Annotated in this window: 15 protein-coding genes, 1 tRNA gene and 1 pseudogene; 5 read left to right on the top strand and 12 right to left on the bottom strand. The window is 34.9% G+C overall.

Features of this window, described 5'->3' with window-relative positions:
- Positions 1 to 27: 27 nt before the first annotated feature.
- On the bottom strand, positions 28 to 1284 hold the full coding sequence (hemA, locus tag LB449_RS00405; RefSeq protein ID WP_224453100.1) for a glutamyl-tRNA reductase: 1257 nt from the start codon (positions 1282 to 1284) through the stop codon (positions 28 to 30).
- A gap of 202 nt (positions 1285 to 1486) precedes the next feature.
- Between hemA and LB449_RS00410 the strand changes: the two genes are divergently transcribed.
- Positions 1487 to 2371: an AraC family transcriptional regulator gene (locus LB449_RS00410; RefSeq protein ID WP_224453101.1), complete on the top strand. Its 885-nt coding sequence runs from the start codon at positions 1487 to 1489 to the stop codon at positions 2369 to 2371.
- Positions 2372 to 2467: 96 nt separating this feature from the next.
- Here LB449_RS00410 and LB449_RS00415 read toward each other — a convergent pair whose 3' ends face one another.
- Positions 2468 to 3130: a hypothetical protein gene (locus LB449_RS00415; RefSeq protein WP_224453102.1), complete on the bottom strand. Its 663-nt coding sequence runs from the start codon at positions 3128 to 3130 to the stop codon at positions 2468 to 2470.
- Between the two features lie 6 nt (positions 3131 to 3136).
- Entirely contained in the window at positions 3137 to 3733 is a 597-nt protein-coding gene (locus tag LB449_RS00420) for a DNA-3-methyladenine glycosylase (protein ID WP_224453103.1), read from the bottom strand.
- Between the two features lie 55 nt (positions 3734 to 3788).
- On the opposite strand from LB449_RS00420, the gene LB449_RS00425 reads away from it, so the two are divergent.
- Both LB449_RS00425 and LB449_RS00430 read left to right on the top strand, forming a co-directional pair.
- On the top strand, positions 3789 to 4325 hold the full coding sequence (locus LB449_RS00425; RefSeq protein WP_224453104.1) for a CIA30 family protein: 537 nt from the start codon (positions 3789 to 3791) through the stop codon (positions 4323 to 4325).
- Between the two features lie 6 nt (positions 4326 to 4331).
- A complete protein-coding gene (locus LB449_RS00430; RefSeq protein WP_224453105.1) occupies positions 4332 to 4604 on the top strand; it encodes a hypothetical protein in 273 nt (90 codons plus the stop codon).
- A gap of 170 nt (positions 4605 to 4774) precedes the next feature.
- On the opposite strand, the gene LB449_RS00435 is transcribed toward LB449_RS00430, so the two are convergent.
- From LB449_RS00435 to LB449_RS00450, 4 genes are all read right to left on the bottom strand, one after another.
- Complete coding sequence (locus LB449_RS00435) at positions 4775 to 6367, bottom strand: ATP-dependent DNA ligase (RefSeq protein ID WP_224453106.1); 1593 nt, start codon at positions 6365 to 6367, stop codon at positions 4775 to 4777.
- Between the two features lie 6 nt (positions 6368 to 6373).
- Positions 6374 to 7975: a S41 family peptidase gene (locus tag LB449_RS00440; protein ID WP_224453107.1), complete on the bottom strand. Its 1602-nt coding sequence runs from the start codon at positions 7973 to 7975 to the stop codon at positions 6374 to 6376.
- Positions 7972 to 8403, bottom strand: coding sequence for a deoxycytidylate deaminase (locus tag LB449_RS00445; protein ID WP_224453108.1), 432 nt, complete (start codon positions 8401 to 8403; stop codon positions 7972 to 7974). Before LB449_RS00445 ends, LB449_RS00440 begins: the two co-directional genes overlap by 4 nt.
- Positions 8404 to 8500: 97 nt before the next feature.
- Positions 8501 to 9085 (bottom strand): HupE/UreJ family protein, encoded by a 585-nt coding sequence (locus tag LB449_RS00450; protein WP_224453109.1) that lies wholly within the window; start codon positions 9083 to 9085, stop codon positions 8501 to 8503.
- A 130-nt stretch (positions 9086 to 9215) separates the two neighbouring features.
- On the opposite strand from LB449_RS00450, the gene LB449_RS00455 reads away from it, so the two are divergent.
- A tRNA-Ala gene (locus LB449_RS00455) sits at positions 9216 to 9289 on the top strand.
- Between the two features lie 266 nt (positions 9290 to 9555).
- Here LB449_RS00455 and LB449_RS00460 read toward each other — a convergent pair.
- The 3 genes from LB449_RS00460 to LB449_RS00470 form a co-directional block, all read right to left on the bottom strand.
- Positions 9556 to 10332 carry a hypothetical protein gene (locus LB449_RS00460; RefSeq protein WP_224453110.1) on the bottom strand — a complete coding sequence of 259 codons (777 nt, stop codon included), beginning with the start codon at positions 10330 to 10332 and terminating at the stop codon, positions 9556 to 9558.
- Positions 10333 to 10345: 13 nt separating this feature from the next.
- Entirely contained in the window at positions 10346 to 11785 is a 1440-nt protein-coding gene (locus LB449_RS00465) for a S41 family peptidase (RefSeq protein WP_224453111.1), read from the bottom strand.
- Positions 11786 to 11872: 87 nt separating this feature from the next.
- A complete protein-coding gene (locus LB449_RS00470) occupies positions 11873 to 12706 on the bottom strand; it encodes a LytTR family DNA-binding domain-containing protein (RefSeq protein ID WP_224453112.1) in 834 nt (277 codons plus the stop codon).
- A gap of 209 nt (positions 12707 to 12915) precedes the next feature.
- On the opposite strand from LB449_RS00470, the gene LB449_RS00475 reads away from it, so the two are divergent.
- Positions 12916 to 14031 (top strand): DUF2914 domain-containing protein, encoded by a 1116-nt coding sequence (locus LB449_RS00475; RefSeq protein ID WP_224453113.1) that lies wholly within the window; start codon positions 12916 to 12918, stop codon positions 14029 to 14031.
- A gap of 39 nt (positions 14032 to 14070) precedes the next feature.
- Here the strand turns inward: LB449_RS00475 and LB449_RS00480 are convergent, their stop codons facing one another.
- Both LB449_RS00480 and LB449_RS00485 read right to left on the bottom strand, forming a co-directional pair.
- Positions 14071 to 14541: a hypothetical protein gene (locus LB449_RS00480; RefSeq protein WP_224453114.1), complete on the bottom strand. Its 471-nt coding sequence runs from the start codon at positions 14539 to 14541 to the stop codon at positions 14071 to 14073.
- A gap of 78 nt (positions 14542 to 14619) precedes the next feature.
- Positions 14620 to 15959 (bottom strand): annotated as a pseudogene (locus tag LB449_RS00485) (vanadium-dependent haloperoxidase).

Genomic DNA, 15959 nt, shown 5'->3' on the forward strand with positions numbered 1-15959 from the left:
AAATTAATTTAGGAAGGGAAATTTAGACTATTCGGATTCAGTTTCCAACTCAAACACCTTTTTGAGTAATGCAATACTGTCTTCAGTAGAGCCGTTGGCGCTTCTTAAGTGACTTGCAAAACTCCGAGTTATCTTGTGTATGACACGGTCACTGATAATTTCAGCTTGCTCTTTATCAAACTGATTGTTTTTTTTGCTTTGATAATCTAATTCTTCATCCTGAAAGATTTTAAATTTTTCTTTCAAAGCTTTTATGGTTGGTGCAAATTTTCTAGTGTCCAACCACTCATTGAATTCAGTTTTAACGTCTTCAATAATAACTTCAGCATCAGGAATAAAAGCTTTTCTCTTAGCTAAAGTTTCGTCAGTAAGTTTTGATAAATAATCCAAGTGAAGCAGCTTCACATTAGTCATGCCTTCAACATCTTCAGCAACATTTTTCGGGATAGAGAGGTCAAGAATTAGAAGTTCTTTTTTTGGATAAATCAATTCCTTAGTAATGGTTGGAGATTGAGCTCCAGTAGCAACAATAAGTATATCTGTAGAACGAATCTCTGATTGTAGTTCGGAAAAATCTTTTACGATTAAATTGAACTTTCCTGCGATTTCCTCAGCTTTATCTTTTGTTCTGTTAATTAATGTGATGTTTTTATTGCTGGTATGCTTCACCAAATTCTCACAAGTATTTCTACCTATTTTTCCAGTACCAAACAATAAGATTTTTCTATCCGATACATCTTGAATATGGTCTAAAATATATTGTACTGAAGCGAAAGATACAGAAGTAGCGCCTGATGAAATTCTAGTTTCATTCTTAATTCTACGGCTCGCCTGAATTACTGAATTGACCAATCTTTCCATGAAATGATTGATCATTCCTTTCTTCTTGGATAATGTGAAAGCAGATTTGATCTGGCTTATAATTTCAAAGTCTCCAAGAATTTGACTGTCAAGTCCACCACCAACTCTAAACATATGATTAATGGCAGTTTCATTTTCTAAAACATAACCACTTTCTGAGAATGTTGTTTGATCACCAATACTAAATTCGCACAGTAGATCTATGAGAACGTTATGGTCATTTGCAAAAGCGTAAATTTCTGTCCTGTTGCAAGTGGAAGAAGTTACTACAGAAGTAAGCCCAATGTACTTGGCCTTAACCAGTAAAGCTTTTCTTTGGTCAATATTTAAATTGAATTTACCTCTAGTCTCTGCATCGGCTTTCTGATAGCTGATACCTATGACGTAGAAGTTTTTATGTTTAGAGACGTTGTATTTATGCATTCTTTGATTCCAAAAAATATAGATTACAAAATTAGAGCATAAGCATAATTAAAAATAACGCTCAAAGTTCCTTTTTTGTCGTTTGACGTATTTTTATCTTAAATGTGATAAATATCAGTTCAATTAGGTATTTTTGTAACAATAATCACCAATTGAAGCCTTACTAATTAGAACCGTTCTAAACAAAATATAACAATATTCAATGCTACCATCAGAAAAAAATATCGCTAGAGGTTCGGAACAATTTATTGAAATTGAAGAAGGGATATCCATCTTGTCTGTAAAAAATGATTCTGAACATGAAGAATGCATCACCCATAATATAAGTGCTGATTTTATTCAGTTTCATTTCTGCGTGAAGGGTGAGATCAAATTCAATTTCAATGAAGGAAGTTATGCCTTAAATATAAAAGAGGATAGCTCATTATTACTTTATAATCCTGAAAGGGATTTGCCGATTAATCTTGAAGCATCTTCACAATCCTGGTCGGTGTCTATTTTGATTTCTATCAAAAAACTTCATACTTTATTTTCAGCTGAAGCTAACTATATTGATTTCTTAACTGAAGATAATCGGGACAAGAAGTTTTATAAAGAAGTAGTTGTTACTCCTGCAATGGCAGTCATTTTATCTCAAATACTGAATTTCAATTTACATCCTTCGGTAAGGAAAATATACCTTAAGGGGAAAGCTTATGAATTGATAGGACTTTACTTTAACAGACCTGCAGAAGCGGATATTGAACAATGCCCGTTTCTGGATGATGAGGATAATGTGAAAAAAATAAAACTGGCAAAAACAATCATTCTTCAGCGTATGACAGAGCCTCCAACTTTGCAGGCACTTGCCGATGAGGTGGGTTTAAGTCTTAAAAAACTGAAAGAAGGTTTTAAAGAAATTTACGGCGATACCGTATTTTCTTTTCTCTTCGATTATAAAATGGACTACGCCAGAAAGCTATTAGAAAAAGGACAGCACAATGTCAATGAGGTAGGACTGAGTATTGGTTACAGTACTGCAAGTCATTTTATATCCGCTTTCAAAAAGAAATTTGGGACCACTCCTAAAAAATATATTCAGGGTTAATCTTTCTTTAGGCATATTAACCACTCTGACATTTGGGGCATTTATCTAAAATAGTTTCCTGTGATTTTCGTTTGGTCTTATACTAAAACAATCGATTTATTTTACAATAACTCTCTTATTAGTGACTTCGAATCCTGAAAGGACATCACGGCAAAACCTGTAGCCCTGAAGGTCGATAAAATAGGTTTCTACGACAGTTCCTTTTAAATCTTTTAAACTACCTAATAACAAAAAATGAACTGTTGGGGACGTATATAGTGGTTTTTCAGTTGATGTATTGATATTGATAAGAATATTGTAAGATTCATATCGATGAGCGAGAGTATCTTTTGGTTTAATCCGAATATGTTTTAACTTTTTATCATTTACAGTTGTATCCTTCACTTTATCAAGCTTGAAACCACTTCTCGCTTGTTTTATGGATTCCGAAATGCTTGGAACTCCCATTTTGAAGCCCATCATAATATTATTTGCTCCCAAAAAATTATTTTTCACAAATTGATTGAATGCTGTGTAACTTCCATAGTTGGTTAAGTCTACGTAAACAACTTCACTTTTCGAATTATTAAAATTTAAAAAGGAGCTGTTATCTGTGTTGTTACCAAAAAAAACTTTGTCATAAATTACTGTACCTATGGGATGTTCACATTCTTGATGTTCAAAATAATGTATTCTATTAAAAAATAATTTGTTTTGGCTGTAGATAGTATTACTTAGCAAAAAAGTAAAAATAGTTACAAGGATGAGTTTTATTTTCATAAGTATTTATTTAACTGAAACAAATTTAGAATCTTTATCGTAAAATCTCCAGGGCAAGGCCGCGTCTTCTCCTGCATAGTCTATACCAATACGCGTTGTTTCTTTAATATTTGACGGGTTATGCCCAATATCTTCAATCCAGATATTTTCACTTGTTACGCTAAGTGAATTATAAGTTTTTGAAATCCCTAAAGCTTTTGAGATATTTCCAGGACCGGAAGTCAATGTTTTATCCACTTTAGATTTTCCACGACGTTCTTGCATTATGTCTATACCAAGAGTAGGTTCAATAGCTCTTACCAGAATCGCGTCCGCATTTCCTTTAGTATTTGTAACAATATTGAAGAGGTGGTGGATGCCATAACACAAGTAAACATAGGCAATTCCACCAGACTCGTACATTACTTTTGTGCGCTTGGTGAATCTGCCAAGATGCGCGTGACAAGCTTTATCTCCTTGACCAGCGTAAGCTTCAGTTTCAGTGATGACCCCAGAAGTGAGAACTCCATCAATACAAGTACTTAATTGTTTGCCTATCAAGTCTTTTGCAAGAAAAACTACATTTTCATTTTCAAAATAAGTTTTAGAAAGTGGTTGAGGCATAAATCTGAATTTCAATATAAAATAAGTAAATTTAAAGATGAAAAAATGGATAACTATGAAAACTTTAATGTTCTGTTTTATAATAACCACAGCTATGGCACAAGATTTTACTATTTATAACTTCAATTCAAGTCAAGATCTTAACGACTGGCAAATTGTGAATGATGGAGTCATGGGCGGGCTGTCTCAAAGTTCAATAAACCTTGATGAAGAAGGAAATGCGGTATTTAAGGGACAAATATCTTTGGAAAATAATGGAGGTTTTGCTTCTGTCAGGCATGAAACCGATATAACAGGCGTTCAAAAGTACTCATATATCAACCTCAAGGTGAAAGGTAAACCCTCTACTTACCAGTTTAGAATTAAGAAAAATGAAGGAGAGATTCATTCCTATATACAAGAATTTGAAGTGACTTCAGATTGGGAAACTGTTCAATTAAAACTTTCAAGCTTTTATCCTAGATATAGAGGGAGAAGTTTAAATTTGCCCAACTTTGAAGCCAATGTCATCCGAGAAGTAGCCATACTGATTGGAAATGGAAACAAAGAGGAGTTTAAACTTGAAATTGATAAAATATATTTATCCAAATAAAAATTTATGAACGAAGCCGATAAAAAATTTGTTGACAATTGGGAGAAAAACAAAAGTCAGGGCAAAGCAAAATATATCATCAAACACGGGGTTGGATTTGGAATTATAATATTTGCTGTTAACCTGGTGATTAATTATTGGGATAAGTGGGGGCAAATCAGCAACACAGATTTTTTTGTTCAATTGATGATTTCTATTGTAGTAGGAGGCGGGATTTATGGTTTCTTTTCCTGGCATCTGAACGACTATATCTATCGGAAAAAGATTAAAGATAATTAGTGTTTTAAATATTTGCCTCTCGATGGCGCTTGAGGGTACATTTCATTAGTATAGACGTTTTTATCAGGTCGAGCGCAGTCGAGACCTCATATCAATCTTTATATTTAGAATGCGTTGCACTTCTATATTCTGAAAGTATTTGTAATAAGTCAAACTCACATCTTAATTCACTAAGGAATCATCGCTTTCAAATCTTCCAAAGTATTGGCGTCTTCAATTTTTTTGTCTTGCCTCCAGCGTAATATCCTGGGGAATCTTGTCGCGATTCCGCTTTTGTGACGTTTGGATTCGGCGATGCCCTCAAAAGCGATCTCAAAAACATGTTCGTGTTCTACACTTCTCACAGGCCCAAAGCGTTCGATGGTATTTTTTTTGATCCATGCATCCACTTTCTTAAATTCCTTATCGGTAAGCCCGGAGTAGGCTTTGGCAAAAGTGACCAATTCTGTCTTATCATCATTCCAAAGCGCAAAGGTGTAATCTGTAAACAAATTACTTCGTCTGCCGTGTCCACGCATAGCGTAAGTTAGCACCGCATCGATACTAAAAGGATCTGACTTCCATTTCCACCAATCTCCTTTTTTACGACCAACACCGTAACAGGAATCCGCCCGCTTTATCATGAGTCCTTCAGACTTGATATCTCTTGCTTTCTTTCGCTCTCTAGCCATTTCTTCCCAGGATGAAAACCTCATGGTTTCTGAAAGGTGAAAAGGTTTTATTTTGGAAGAATACTCAGCAAAAAGCTTATCTAGAATTTTCCGACGCTTCTCAAAAGGGGTCGAACGAATGTCTTCCCCATTATATTCTAGGATGTCGTAAGCCTTTAAAATGACTGGTAGCTTTTTCAGAAGCGCTTTGCTAACATTTTTACGACCTATCCTGGTTTGCAAATCTTTAAAATCCCCAATGTCATCTCCGGGATAAGGTAAAATCTCTCCATCGAGAACGGTACCATTGGGCAAAACTTCAGTAAAAGCTTCAAATTCTGGATACTTATCAGTTACCAACTCTTCACCACGACTCCACACAAAAAGCTGATTTTTCCTCACAATGAGTTGAGAGCGAATGCCATCCCACTTGTGTTCTGCAATCCACTCCGCTGGATTTCCAAGTTCGGAAGCATCGTCTTCAATAGCGTAAGCCAGGTAAAAAGGATAAGGTTTGGACAAATAATCCGCTTCATTCTCTTCCAAAATCAATTCAGAATAAGAGATTTTATTGGGATCCCAGTTACCCATGAGCTTGAAAGCCAAAATATCTTCATCGATTTCAGTTGCCTTGGAAAGTGCGCGGGTCATCAACTTCTGACTCACACCAATTCTAAATCCTCCTGTGATCAATTTGGTAAATACGAAACGCTCGTAATAAGTGAGTTGGCTCCAATTCTCTATAAGGTATTCCCTTTTCTCTTCTTCTGATTTTGGTTTAAGTCGAAGTATTTCCTGGAGATATTGACTCAAACTCTTTTCGGTGGTTTTAACTTTTTCCGGGACTACCAAAGCTATGGTTTCCGCAAGGTCGCCAACAATGTGATAGGATTCTTCAAAAAGCCACAAAGGAATATCCGCCAATTCTGAAGCGTAGCCTCTTATCAAAGTGCTGTTCACAGGTCTTGGAGGTCGTCTGTGGGATAAAATTGCGATGGTCCAGACTTTATCAGAGTCTGAAGCTTTCAGAAAGTATTCACTCAAGGCTTCCACCTTTCTATTGGTTTTGTTTGTACTGTCTATCGTTTTTACCAATTGAGCAAAATCCTTCATACACCTTTAATCTGTCGCCTGGGTTTTTTCTGATTTTGATTTTAGAAGTCTATTGATGTAGGAGTCATTTTCGTTAGAAATTTTTTCAGCAAGATCACTTCCAAACAACTGTCTCGCCATGGTAGCTTTCAGATACTTTTCTAAGACATGACTTGTACTACCAAAATTGTAATTCATATTGTAGTCTCCTAGATACCGGGTGTATTGATCCAAAACCTCTTCAGTAATAAGCGTTCTCTTTAAAAAGTCATCTTTAGAAAGTGAATTATAAAGCTTTCTGTTTTCATCCAGCAAATCGAATATGAACCTGTCCATGACTCCACCATTATACATGAATTTTATGTCTTGTACAGCTTTAGAAGAATCTCTGGCCACAAAAATATCTGGGATGATTCCACCACCACCATAAACAACTTTGCCTTCTGGAGTTTCGTACCTCAGAGAGTCATCTGTAGTAATACTGTCCTTACTCATGAGTTCACCATTGGAGTATCGCTCCATGTACTTAGAATAATAGGCATCGCTATTCCCGTTTTCGTAAGGCCTCTGGATGGAACGCCCTGTAGGGGTGTAATATCTTGCTACGGTTAACCTTACAGCGCTGCCATCACCAAGATTCATCTCCCTTTGGACAAGACCTTTGCCAAACGAGCGCCGACCTACAATAGTACCTCTGTCATTATCTTGTATCGCACCCGCAACTATTTCACTGGCCGAAGCGGACTTTTCGTCCATAAAAACAACCAGGTTTTGGTCTTCATAGTCTCCACGTTCAGTAGAAAATGTTTCCTTCAGGTCTCCGTTTTTGTTTTTGGTAAATAAAAGCAATTTCCCATCGGTGATAAATTCATCCAGAATCAGCGTAGCCTGTTTCAGAAATCCACCTCCATTACTTCTAAGGTCCAGAATCACGCTTTTCATTTCTGGGGTGGCGAATTGCTTCATTTTAGTTTTAAATTCAGAATAAGTAGATTCAGCAAAGCGATTAATTTTTATATAACCCAAAGTATCGTTTACCATGTATCCAGCATCGACGCTCGTTAAAGGAACCACACCTCTATTGATTTCAAAATCGAGAAGGTCGTTTTCACCGAGGCGTTTTACTTTTAAGTTAACCTTAGAGTTTTCTGGGCCTTTCAGGATTTTTGTGAGTGAATCATTATTCATCTCGTTACCAAACAAAGGCACAGCATCTGCATATAAAATTCTATCGCCAGCTTCCAGTCCAGCTTTTTCCCCAGGACCTTTTTCCAAAGTTCTTATAACGGCAATGGTGTCCTTGATGGTGTAAAAACTAATACCGATTCCAACAAAATCACCACGCATATTATCCTGAACATAGTCATAGTCTTGACTAGAGATGTAAGCAGAATGTGGATCTAGGTTTTCTAGAATAGAATTGACTGTAATATCTACAATACTATCTGTATTGACTTCATCCACATACTCTTTGTCGATAAAGTTGATAAGCCGGTTTATTTTTTGTCGCTTTGACGAAGAATTGGCAAGGGAATTGTCCTGGAAATTCAATACATCTCCAAGTAATATCCCACCTACAAATACTACACAAATAAGTATGGGTAGCATTATTTTCATTCCTCTATTCATTCTTCAAGATCTTGTATATGTTCTAGTTGTACTCCAGCCTTTTCCAAAAAATCCAGACCAGAGTTATCTTTATAAGCTTTTTGATAAACCACCCGAATTATACCAGCTTGATGAATCAGCTTGCTGCATTCTTTGCAAGGCGATAGCGTGATATATAAGGTTGAGTTTTTGGAAGATTGTGTAGAAGCTGACACTTTCAGGATAGCGTTTGCTTCTGCGTGCAATACATACCATTTTGTAATGTCTTCCTCGTCCTCGCAAGCATTATCAAATCCAGTTGGGGTACCGTTGAAGCCATCAGAAATGATCATTCGGTCTTTTACTATAATTGCTCCAACTTGTTTACGCTTACAATGAGATAACTTCCCCCACTCTCGAGCTATTCTCAAGTATGCTTTATCAAATTTCAGTTGTTTCTTTGTAGTCATTTGGAAAATAATTACAAATCTAAAACTTATGCTTCTTTACAAGCGTTAAGAAGCTGCTTAAATTTACTTAAACTCTAATATATTGATTTTATAGTGTTTATAAAATCCAATTATCAACAAGTATGGGTAAGGTTAACCCTAAAACAATGGATGAAATAACTAATATCCAGTCCCTCTTTGAAAATCTAAAAATAGTTTGAACAATGAAACTTAAAAGTAGAACCACAAAAACCACTAGAATTTGAGCGATTTCAATTCCTAAAGCAAACTCTACCAGCATAAGAAATAAATTATCCGAGCTTTTTGCCAGCATATTGAAATAGGTAGAAAACCCAAAACCATGTACCAAACCAAAGAAAAAAGTCACGACATAAAGAAGATCGAATTTGCTTTTTCCTGTAGATTTTCCCGCGGTAAAAATATTGTAGATTCCTGTAAAAATAATACTCACAGGGATCAAAAATTCAATAATTGCACTGTTAATCCTTAAAATATCATAAGCCGAAATCGCTAAAGACAAGATATGACCAATGGTGAAAAGTGTGACCAGCCAAATGACTTTTTTGCTCTGCTTAAAAGAGTATGAGGCCACCAGAACTGTAAGAAAAAGTACATGGTCATAAGCGTTCCAGTCTAAAACATGATCAAAACCCAGTTTGAGATATAGCCAAAAATCATCCATGATAAGTAGTTAAGTTTAGTTGGTAAAATTAATTAAAAATTGCTTCAGATGAGGATTCTAAGGGTTCAAACGTGAAAATAGTTGAGGTATGATTATGGTGCTTCTTATTTTTGTTTATTTTTGTAATCAAGGGGGATTAGCTCAGTTGGCTAGAGCGCCACGCTGGCAGCGTGGAGGCCATCGGTTCGAATCCGATATTCTCCACTTTTAACCACTTCTTTACGGAGTGGTTTTTATTTTTAGAGGTGCGTGCGTTATCGGTTCTCCCGAAGCATAAGCCTGTTCTCATTCACTCTAAATTATAGACTTTTTTTTAAAACAACCTTTCTTTTGATTTAATCGATATACATACCATTCAAATAGTCTTTTTCAATGGGTAATCTGTGAATTTCCATCTGTATGGGGATGCTATCATTTATTTTGCCAGTGATGAATTTATAGTCTTTAATTTGCGCATCAATATATTCGAGTTAATGATTTTTAGATGGTCGAAAATTCATCCGAAGATGCTCCTCCTCTATTTCATACCACCCATAATGAATACTATCATTGACTGATAATACAACTAAATCATTTCTTTCAAAAAAAAGCATAGGTGTAGTACCGATGCTTCCTTTGTCGAATGTAATGTTTCCGTTTTCAATTTGAGTATTTTTAATCTCATAGCTTCCAATAAGATTATAATCGAACATGGATATCACCACGAAGGAGAATATGAAATAGGCTACCGGAAAAAAGATCACATAAGCAATGCGAAGTTTTTTCCAAATTCCACTATTTGCTTTAATAACTTCTCCGTTTAGTTTACCACCCAATCCTATAAAGAATTGATACAAATCCTTTCGGTATTCAATGAGCAAAATTAGAGTTAAGAATAAATCTATAGAAATGTGCCTTACAACTTCATAAATCATATCAAATTGAATATTTATTATAAAAATATTTAAGCACACCCCTAAAGAAATCAACAAGCCAATCAATCTAGTTCTTTTAAATATGATGAGAATGCCAATGGATAATTCTGTTAGCCCAATAAAAAGATTGTAGACATAGGACCTGCCAAAAAAAGACCACATATGAGTTGATTTTGGCAGTTCTGCGAGAGGAATAAAAGCTTGGTAGTGATCAACTCTAAACTGCATTTCTAGCAGTTTTGGTATGGCGAGTGCAATCATGCCAATGGATAAGTAAAATATGGCTAAATACTTTGCGATTCTGATGATTTTTTTAAGAGAGACGTTTTTCATAAGAGTGGTTTAATTATTCTTCTATATTAGCAATTTTTTCAAAAGCTTTTAGTAGCGCATCTTCGCTACTGGTTTTGATATTTGGTTTTACACCGTTCTGATCAATTTTATATCCATCTGATGCGTAATAATCAGCTGTAGGGATAGTTATTTTATAATCGCTATCTAAATCAAAAGTTTCACTACTAAGCATTGCTCCAGCTGTGGTTTCTCCTATAATTAGGGCTCTTTCTTGCTTTTTAAGTTCGTAAACAATGGGTTCACATGTACTTGCAGTATTTTTATTAACTAGAATATAAAGTTGACCTTTATAGGTTTTCTCTTTAGGAATAACTTTAAGGCATAATCCTTTTGTTTTATGAATACCTTCGAGAATCAAATCATTATTTGCTTCAGAGAAAAAAGCGAATTTGTTATAGTCTTCAATTTGGGGCAATCCTGAGTGATTATTGAACCATTTTTGAGTTAAAAATACACCACCATAACTCACCTTATCAATTACATTTGTTGCAAAAGTGATTCCTGCTTCTACATTCCCTCCGGAGTTATTCCGCAAGTCAACAATTAAGTGACCATACTCCCTTTCATTTATAATTTTGAAAATGCTATCAACTTCCGTAGAAGTTCCATTGAAGGATAAGATTTTGAGATAAGCTGTATCAGAATTTTTTTGCTTTAAAGTTAAATACCCTTTTTTAGGTTTGGTAGGGTTTGATTTCTTGGTTGGCTTCAGAGTTTTAGTCAAAGAAAAATGCGAAAATGGTAAATTTCTCGAATGGTAATAAAAAGCAAAAATCATATCCAAGTCATCCTGAAAGTTAGAAGCACTAGAGTTCATTTTTTCAGTAAAAACTTCCCATTCTTTGGTTTTTAATACGTCTTTATTGTAGATGTGTTTTTGTGTCAACACCTTGATATCATGAAAAAGGTTTTTGTAGTTGCTTAGGGGTAAATCTGGAATTATTCGGTTTCCAGAAATATTTCCTGCTATATTACCATTATCATATTTCAAAGTAGATTGTAACTCATCTCCAACTACAAATCCATCTATATTGAGGTTGCCAATAGTTGAAATTAGTTTCCCTTTCAAATAAATTGTGTCATTCAACAATTGATAGTTACCGTTTTCAATTCTCAAAAGACTACCATTTTTGAAGTTTTTTGTAAAAGTCCTAGATAATAAAGAGGTCCAAAAGCCAAGAATGTCCCTATCTGCATTCTTTCTGGAATGTGCTTCAAATTCATCTTGGTTGGTTTCAAAATCCATCAGAAATTGAGCATTCCCAACCGCGTTATGATGAAGATTTATGTTCCATTTACCTGATAATTTTTGATCACCTGAAATGGTTTGAGCCCAGCAAAAATTTGGGTTTAGTAATATGAGGTAAAATAAAACATAGATTAGAATGCAATTAAACTTCAAATGCCTAATTCCAAAAAGGTAGAGATTCATACTTAAAACGATTTTCATTCAAAAATCGACTATAGTATCTTATGCTGTTGAATATTGTGATTAATGACAAGGATTTGTGATGAGCAACTAGAACATCTGCTTATCTATCTTCTCAATGTAAATTCTAGACACAGGGATTTTGTCTTTAACCTGAATTAAAGACAGTTTATACCCTTGAGAATTTCCAGTTTTATTTTGAATTTTATTGGCGTTCAAAATATAAGACCGGTGGCATCTGAAGATTGTTTCATCACAAATTTGCTCTTCAAGACTTTTCAAAGACAATCTCAATAATTTCCGCTGATTTGTTCCCTTGTCAAAATAATGCAAAAAGGAATAGTTGCCGTCCGATTTTGCGTAAAGAAAGTTTTCTTGTGAAAGTTTTATGCAATCCCCTACATCTGGTATGATGACAAGTGGTGGGTTTTCAATATTTTCAATAGTGAAGTTTTGGCTTGAATTTTCAAATAAAACATTATTGTTTTTGAGAAAAACATATTTAGCCAAAATATTAATAGCGCATATAGGTATTCCAATTACTAATGTGAACGCTACTAAATATAAAAACGCTGTCAGATTGAAGGGCGTTCGATGAATGACTGTGTTGAGGTATAGATAGCTGATAAAAGCACAAATCAAAAGAGCAGACATATTTTTATAAACTTCCTTTTTCCAGTTCCAATTGTCAAAGAACCTTTTTACAATGAGCTCACTAGAGAAGAAAAATGTAAAAGCAATTAAAGGATAAGCTAATAATATTACGTATTTATAAGTATGATGAAAATTATACGTTCCAAAGGGCTGGAATACAGCCAAGAAAAAATAAACCAATACAGAAATTACCAAAGCTGAGTAACACATTTCTTTGTTATTCCGCAACGTCGGGTACCTCGAAAGTAGTTTTTGTTGAAATGAATTCATCATATTAAGTTTAAAATTATCTTGAGCTTTAATTAACTTAAAATAGTGTCAAGTCTAATCAATTAAATTTTAGGAAGACCACATTTAATAATTATAGCTCATGCAATTTCTTATTCTACATAAATTTATGAACAATTCTTTTAAACCCTAGAATTTAAAAACATTTTCGCAAATTATATTACTCTACATTTGACACCTCTTAATCAGTTATGAATAGAACTTTAGCGAGGTATAGAAACAGTGGTTTCGGAAAATTTGTGGTCAATAATCAGAAGTATACTCCAATTCTGTTTTTCATTGGTGGCTTTGTGTTTGACACCTTAACTCTTGGACGAATAGACCGCACCTATGATACAGCTGTACTTTGCCTTCACATGACTTCTTTATCCCTCATGCTCTATTTGTACAATATAGCGGAGGATGAAAATTGGATAAGTCAATTTTTAGGAAAATATGCAGCATATATCCCTCTTGCTATACAGTTTTCTTTTGGAGGGCTTTCGAGTGCTTTTGTGATTTATTTCTTTAGAAGTGTGTCCATGTCAAAAACCATTTCCTTCTTTATTTTATTGGTTCTGCTTTTATTTGCTAATGAACTGCTGAAGAAGCGCATCTCTAATAAGTACCTTCTATTTAGCGTCTATTTTTTTATAAGCTTTACGTTTTTTGCTTTTATGATTCCAATGTTTATAAAGGAGATGAATACTTTTATTTTTTTTATTTCCGGATTGGTGAGTTTGGTGATTACTCTATCGCTTATAATTTTTATTTATAACTCAAGTCCAAGCATTAAAGCAGAGGTCAATTTGAAAAAAATGATCGCCATAATCGTGTCTATTTACATAGGATTCAATGTGTTTTATTATTTCAATCTCATTCCGCCTGTGCCGCTTGCTATGGAAACTGGATTGGTGGCACACCATGTCGAAAAAAGAAACGGTGATTATACAGTTATTTACGAAAAGGATGAATGGTACGTGTTTTGGCGTCCACACCACATCAACTTTCATCGAGTAGCAGAGGAGCCTGTTTACGTCTTCACCTCAATTTTTGCTCCTACCAACTTAACAAAATCAGTTTCCCACCGCTGGCAATGGTACAATCCAAAAACCGAAAGTTGGGAAGTTACAGAAGACATAAACTTTGAAATTGCTGGTGGACGTGGACGGGGTTTCCGCGGTTATACTTACAAAAGCAATTTGATGGAAGGACAATGGAAAGTAAAAGTAATTACAGAAGAAGAATTGGTCATTGGGATTGTGGATTTTGAAGTTATGAATGTATCAGATTCCTATACCTCTAAAACTATTGAAAAATCATTTTAAAACAACAGGTCTTGACTAACTTTTTGATCATTTCATCAATCATAGATTGAACAGCATACCGATAGAAAGTACAAATCGATTCAAATCTGATACTATGTATTTTCCTTCAGTAAATAACCTAAAATTATCTTTGGTAAACAGTTGAGCACCAAGTCCTAGATTCACCCCCAAATTGACATCTGCATCTCTGTTGAATCCCAAAAAACCACTTCTACTGCTTATGCTTCTGAGCGCTCCAAAGTGCAACCCACCCAATCCATAGAATTTTAGATTATTCCCCTGAGCCAGGTCCAGATGTAAGTCGGTGTTGACCGTTGCAAAACTAGCACTTCCAAAAAAGTAATTGATGTCTGGAGAGAATGATAATGAGTTGGAAAGGCCAAATACGCCTTTGAAACCAATTCCAGCATTATCTCTGTCGGAGTCAAAAGAAACTTGAGCTCCTGCTAGGTTTTGTGCTTCTATTGATACAGTAAAAAAGATACAAATAGATAAAATGAAATACTTCATAAATTAAATTATAATGACTCTAGGGTGTAAAACAATCTGTTTTGAGATTGTTTTTGGGAGCCAAATATAGCAGCATTCTTATTTTCTAGGCTTCAAGAACTGAATATTTTTATCTATAAACTCACCTACTAATTGCCCTTGCTTTTCCCCTTCATAAATGGCAGATTCATAATGGATCCCCCCATAAAACCTACTAATAACGGCTTCGTCTGCAGCAGCCCTGAAAGACTTAAATGATCTGGACGGTAGGCCGTAAGCCAATTCAGTAGAGTCTAAAAATTCAAAATCATTACCATAAATTGAGGTGAGAATTTCTGCAGAAGCATTAGAAACTACAGAATGTCCACTTGTATATTCTGGGAACGGAGGTGTTTGTAATATTGGCAGCCACTCGGGATCGATATATTTATTGATAAGCGTTTCTGGTCTTACCAGATTACTCCGGTATTTTTCATCCCAACAGCTTATAAATGCATCAGCAATCGCAATAGAAGTTTTGGTTTGAGTAAAGACTGTTTTTTCAAAATCTGCGTCAGTAATTTCATTCGCGATTTTACAAATGCCAATCCAATAGCTCCAGGTGTTATTTTTTTTTCGGCAAACATGAAGTGACCTTTATTAACGGAAACAAAGGGATTACAATCCCAAAAACGAGCAATAGCAATTTCTTCGCTATCATTTCCTTTTTCTCTGATTTCATTATTCACTTTATAAACAGCCATGAGTTCATTATGAAATTGACTATCCGGTTCCAATGAAAACTGTGGATGCTTCTTAGGTTTAAATTGAGAAGCAGAGTCCAATACAAAGGGCCTTAATTTATTCCAATGTGGTTCAATCCCTTTCATATAAGCAGGTGGAGTAGGTTGCCATACCGAAGGATCATCTGAATAAATATTATAATCAGACATTGTTCGCGTTTCACTATATCCATCTTTATTCATCCAAGCGATAATCTGATCTGAAATTTCTAAACCATAATTCTTGGCAATCTCAAACTCATTTGAGTTTCTGTCTTTCCAGGTGTTGTAAAGACTATCTCTGTAGACAGTCATCATTTCTTTGGAAAAAACTAATTCTTTAGAAACATTTAAATGAGCAATTAAAGCTGCAAGCTTTAAATTTACCTTGTCTGTTTCAGGTGAGTGAGTAAGAGTTTCTAAGCCATTCAATTGTGAAGCAAGTGATATGTAGTCTTCACTATTTTGATTGAGAGTTTCATAAGCTGCAATATTCGGATATACATACAGCCTACTAGCTACTGGTGGTGAAAATATATCGTGCACCATTATTTCTGTAAGCTTATCAACTGCATCGTGATAATCCTTTCTTTGAATAACAATAGCTTTGCTTTCCTTCTCACAAGAAGTAAGAAAGCAATTTATTATCAAAAAAAGGCTAAAGAGTTTTATCCTCAT

The sequence above is a fragment of the Psychroflexus lacisalsi genome (assembly GCF_020164495.1).
GTDB lineage: Bacteria > Bacteroidota > Bacteroidia > Flavobacteriales > Flavobacteriaceae > Psychroflexus > Psychroflexus lacisalsi.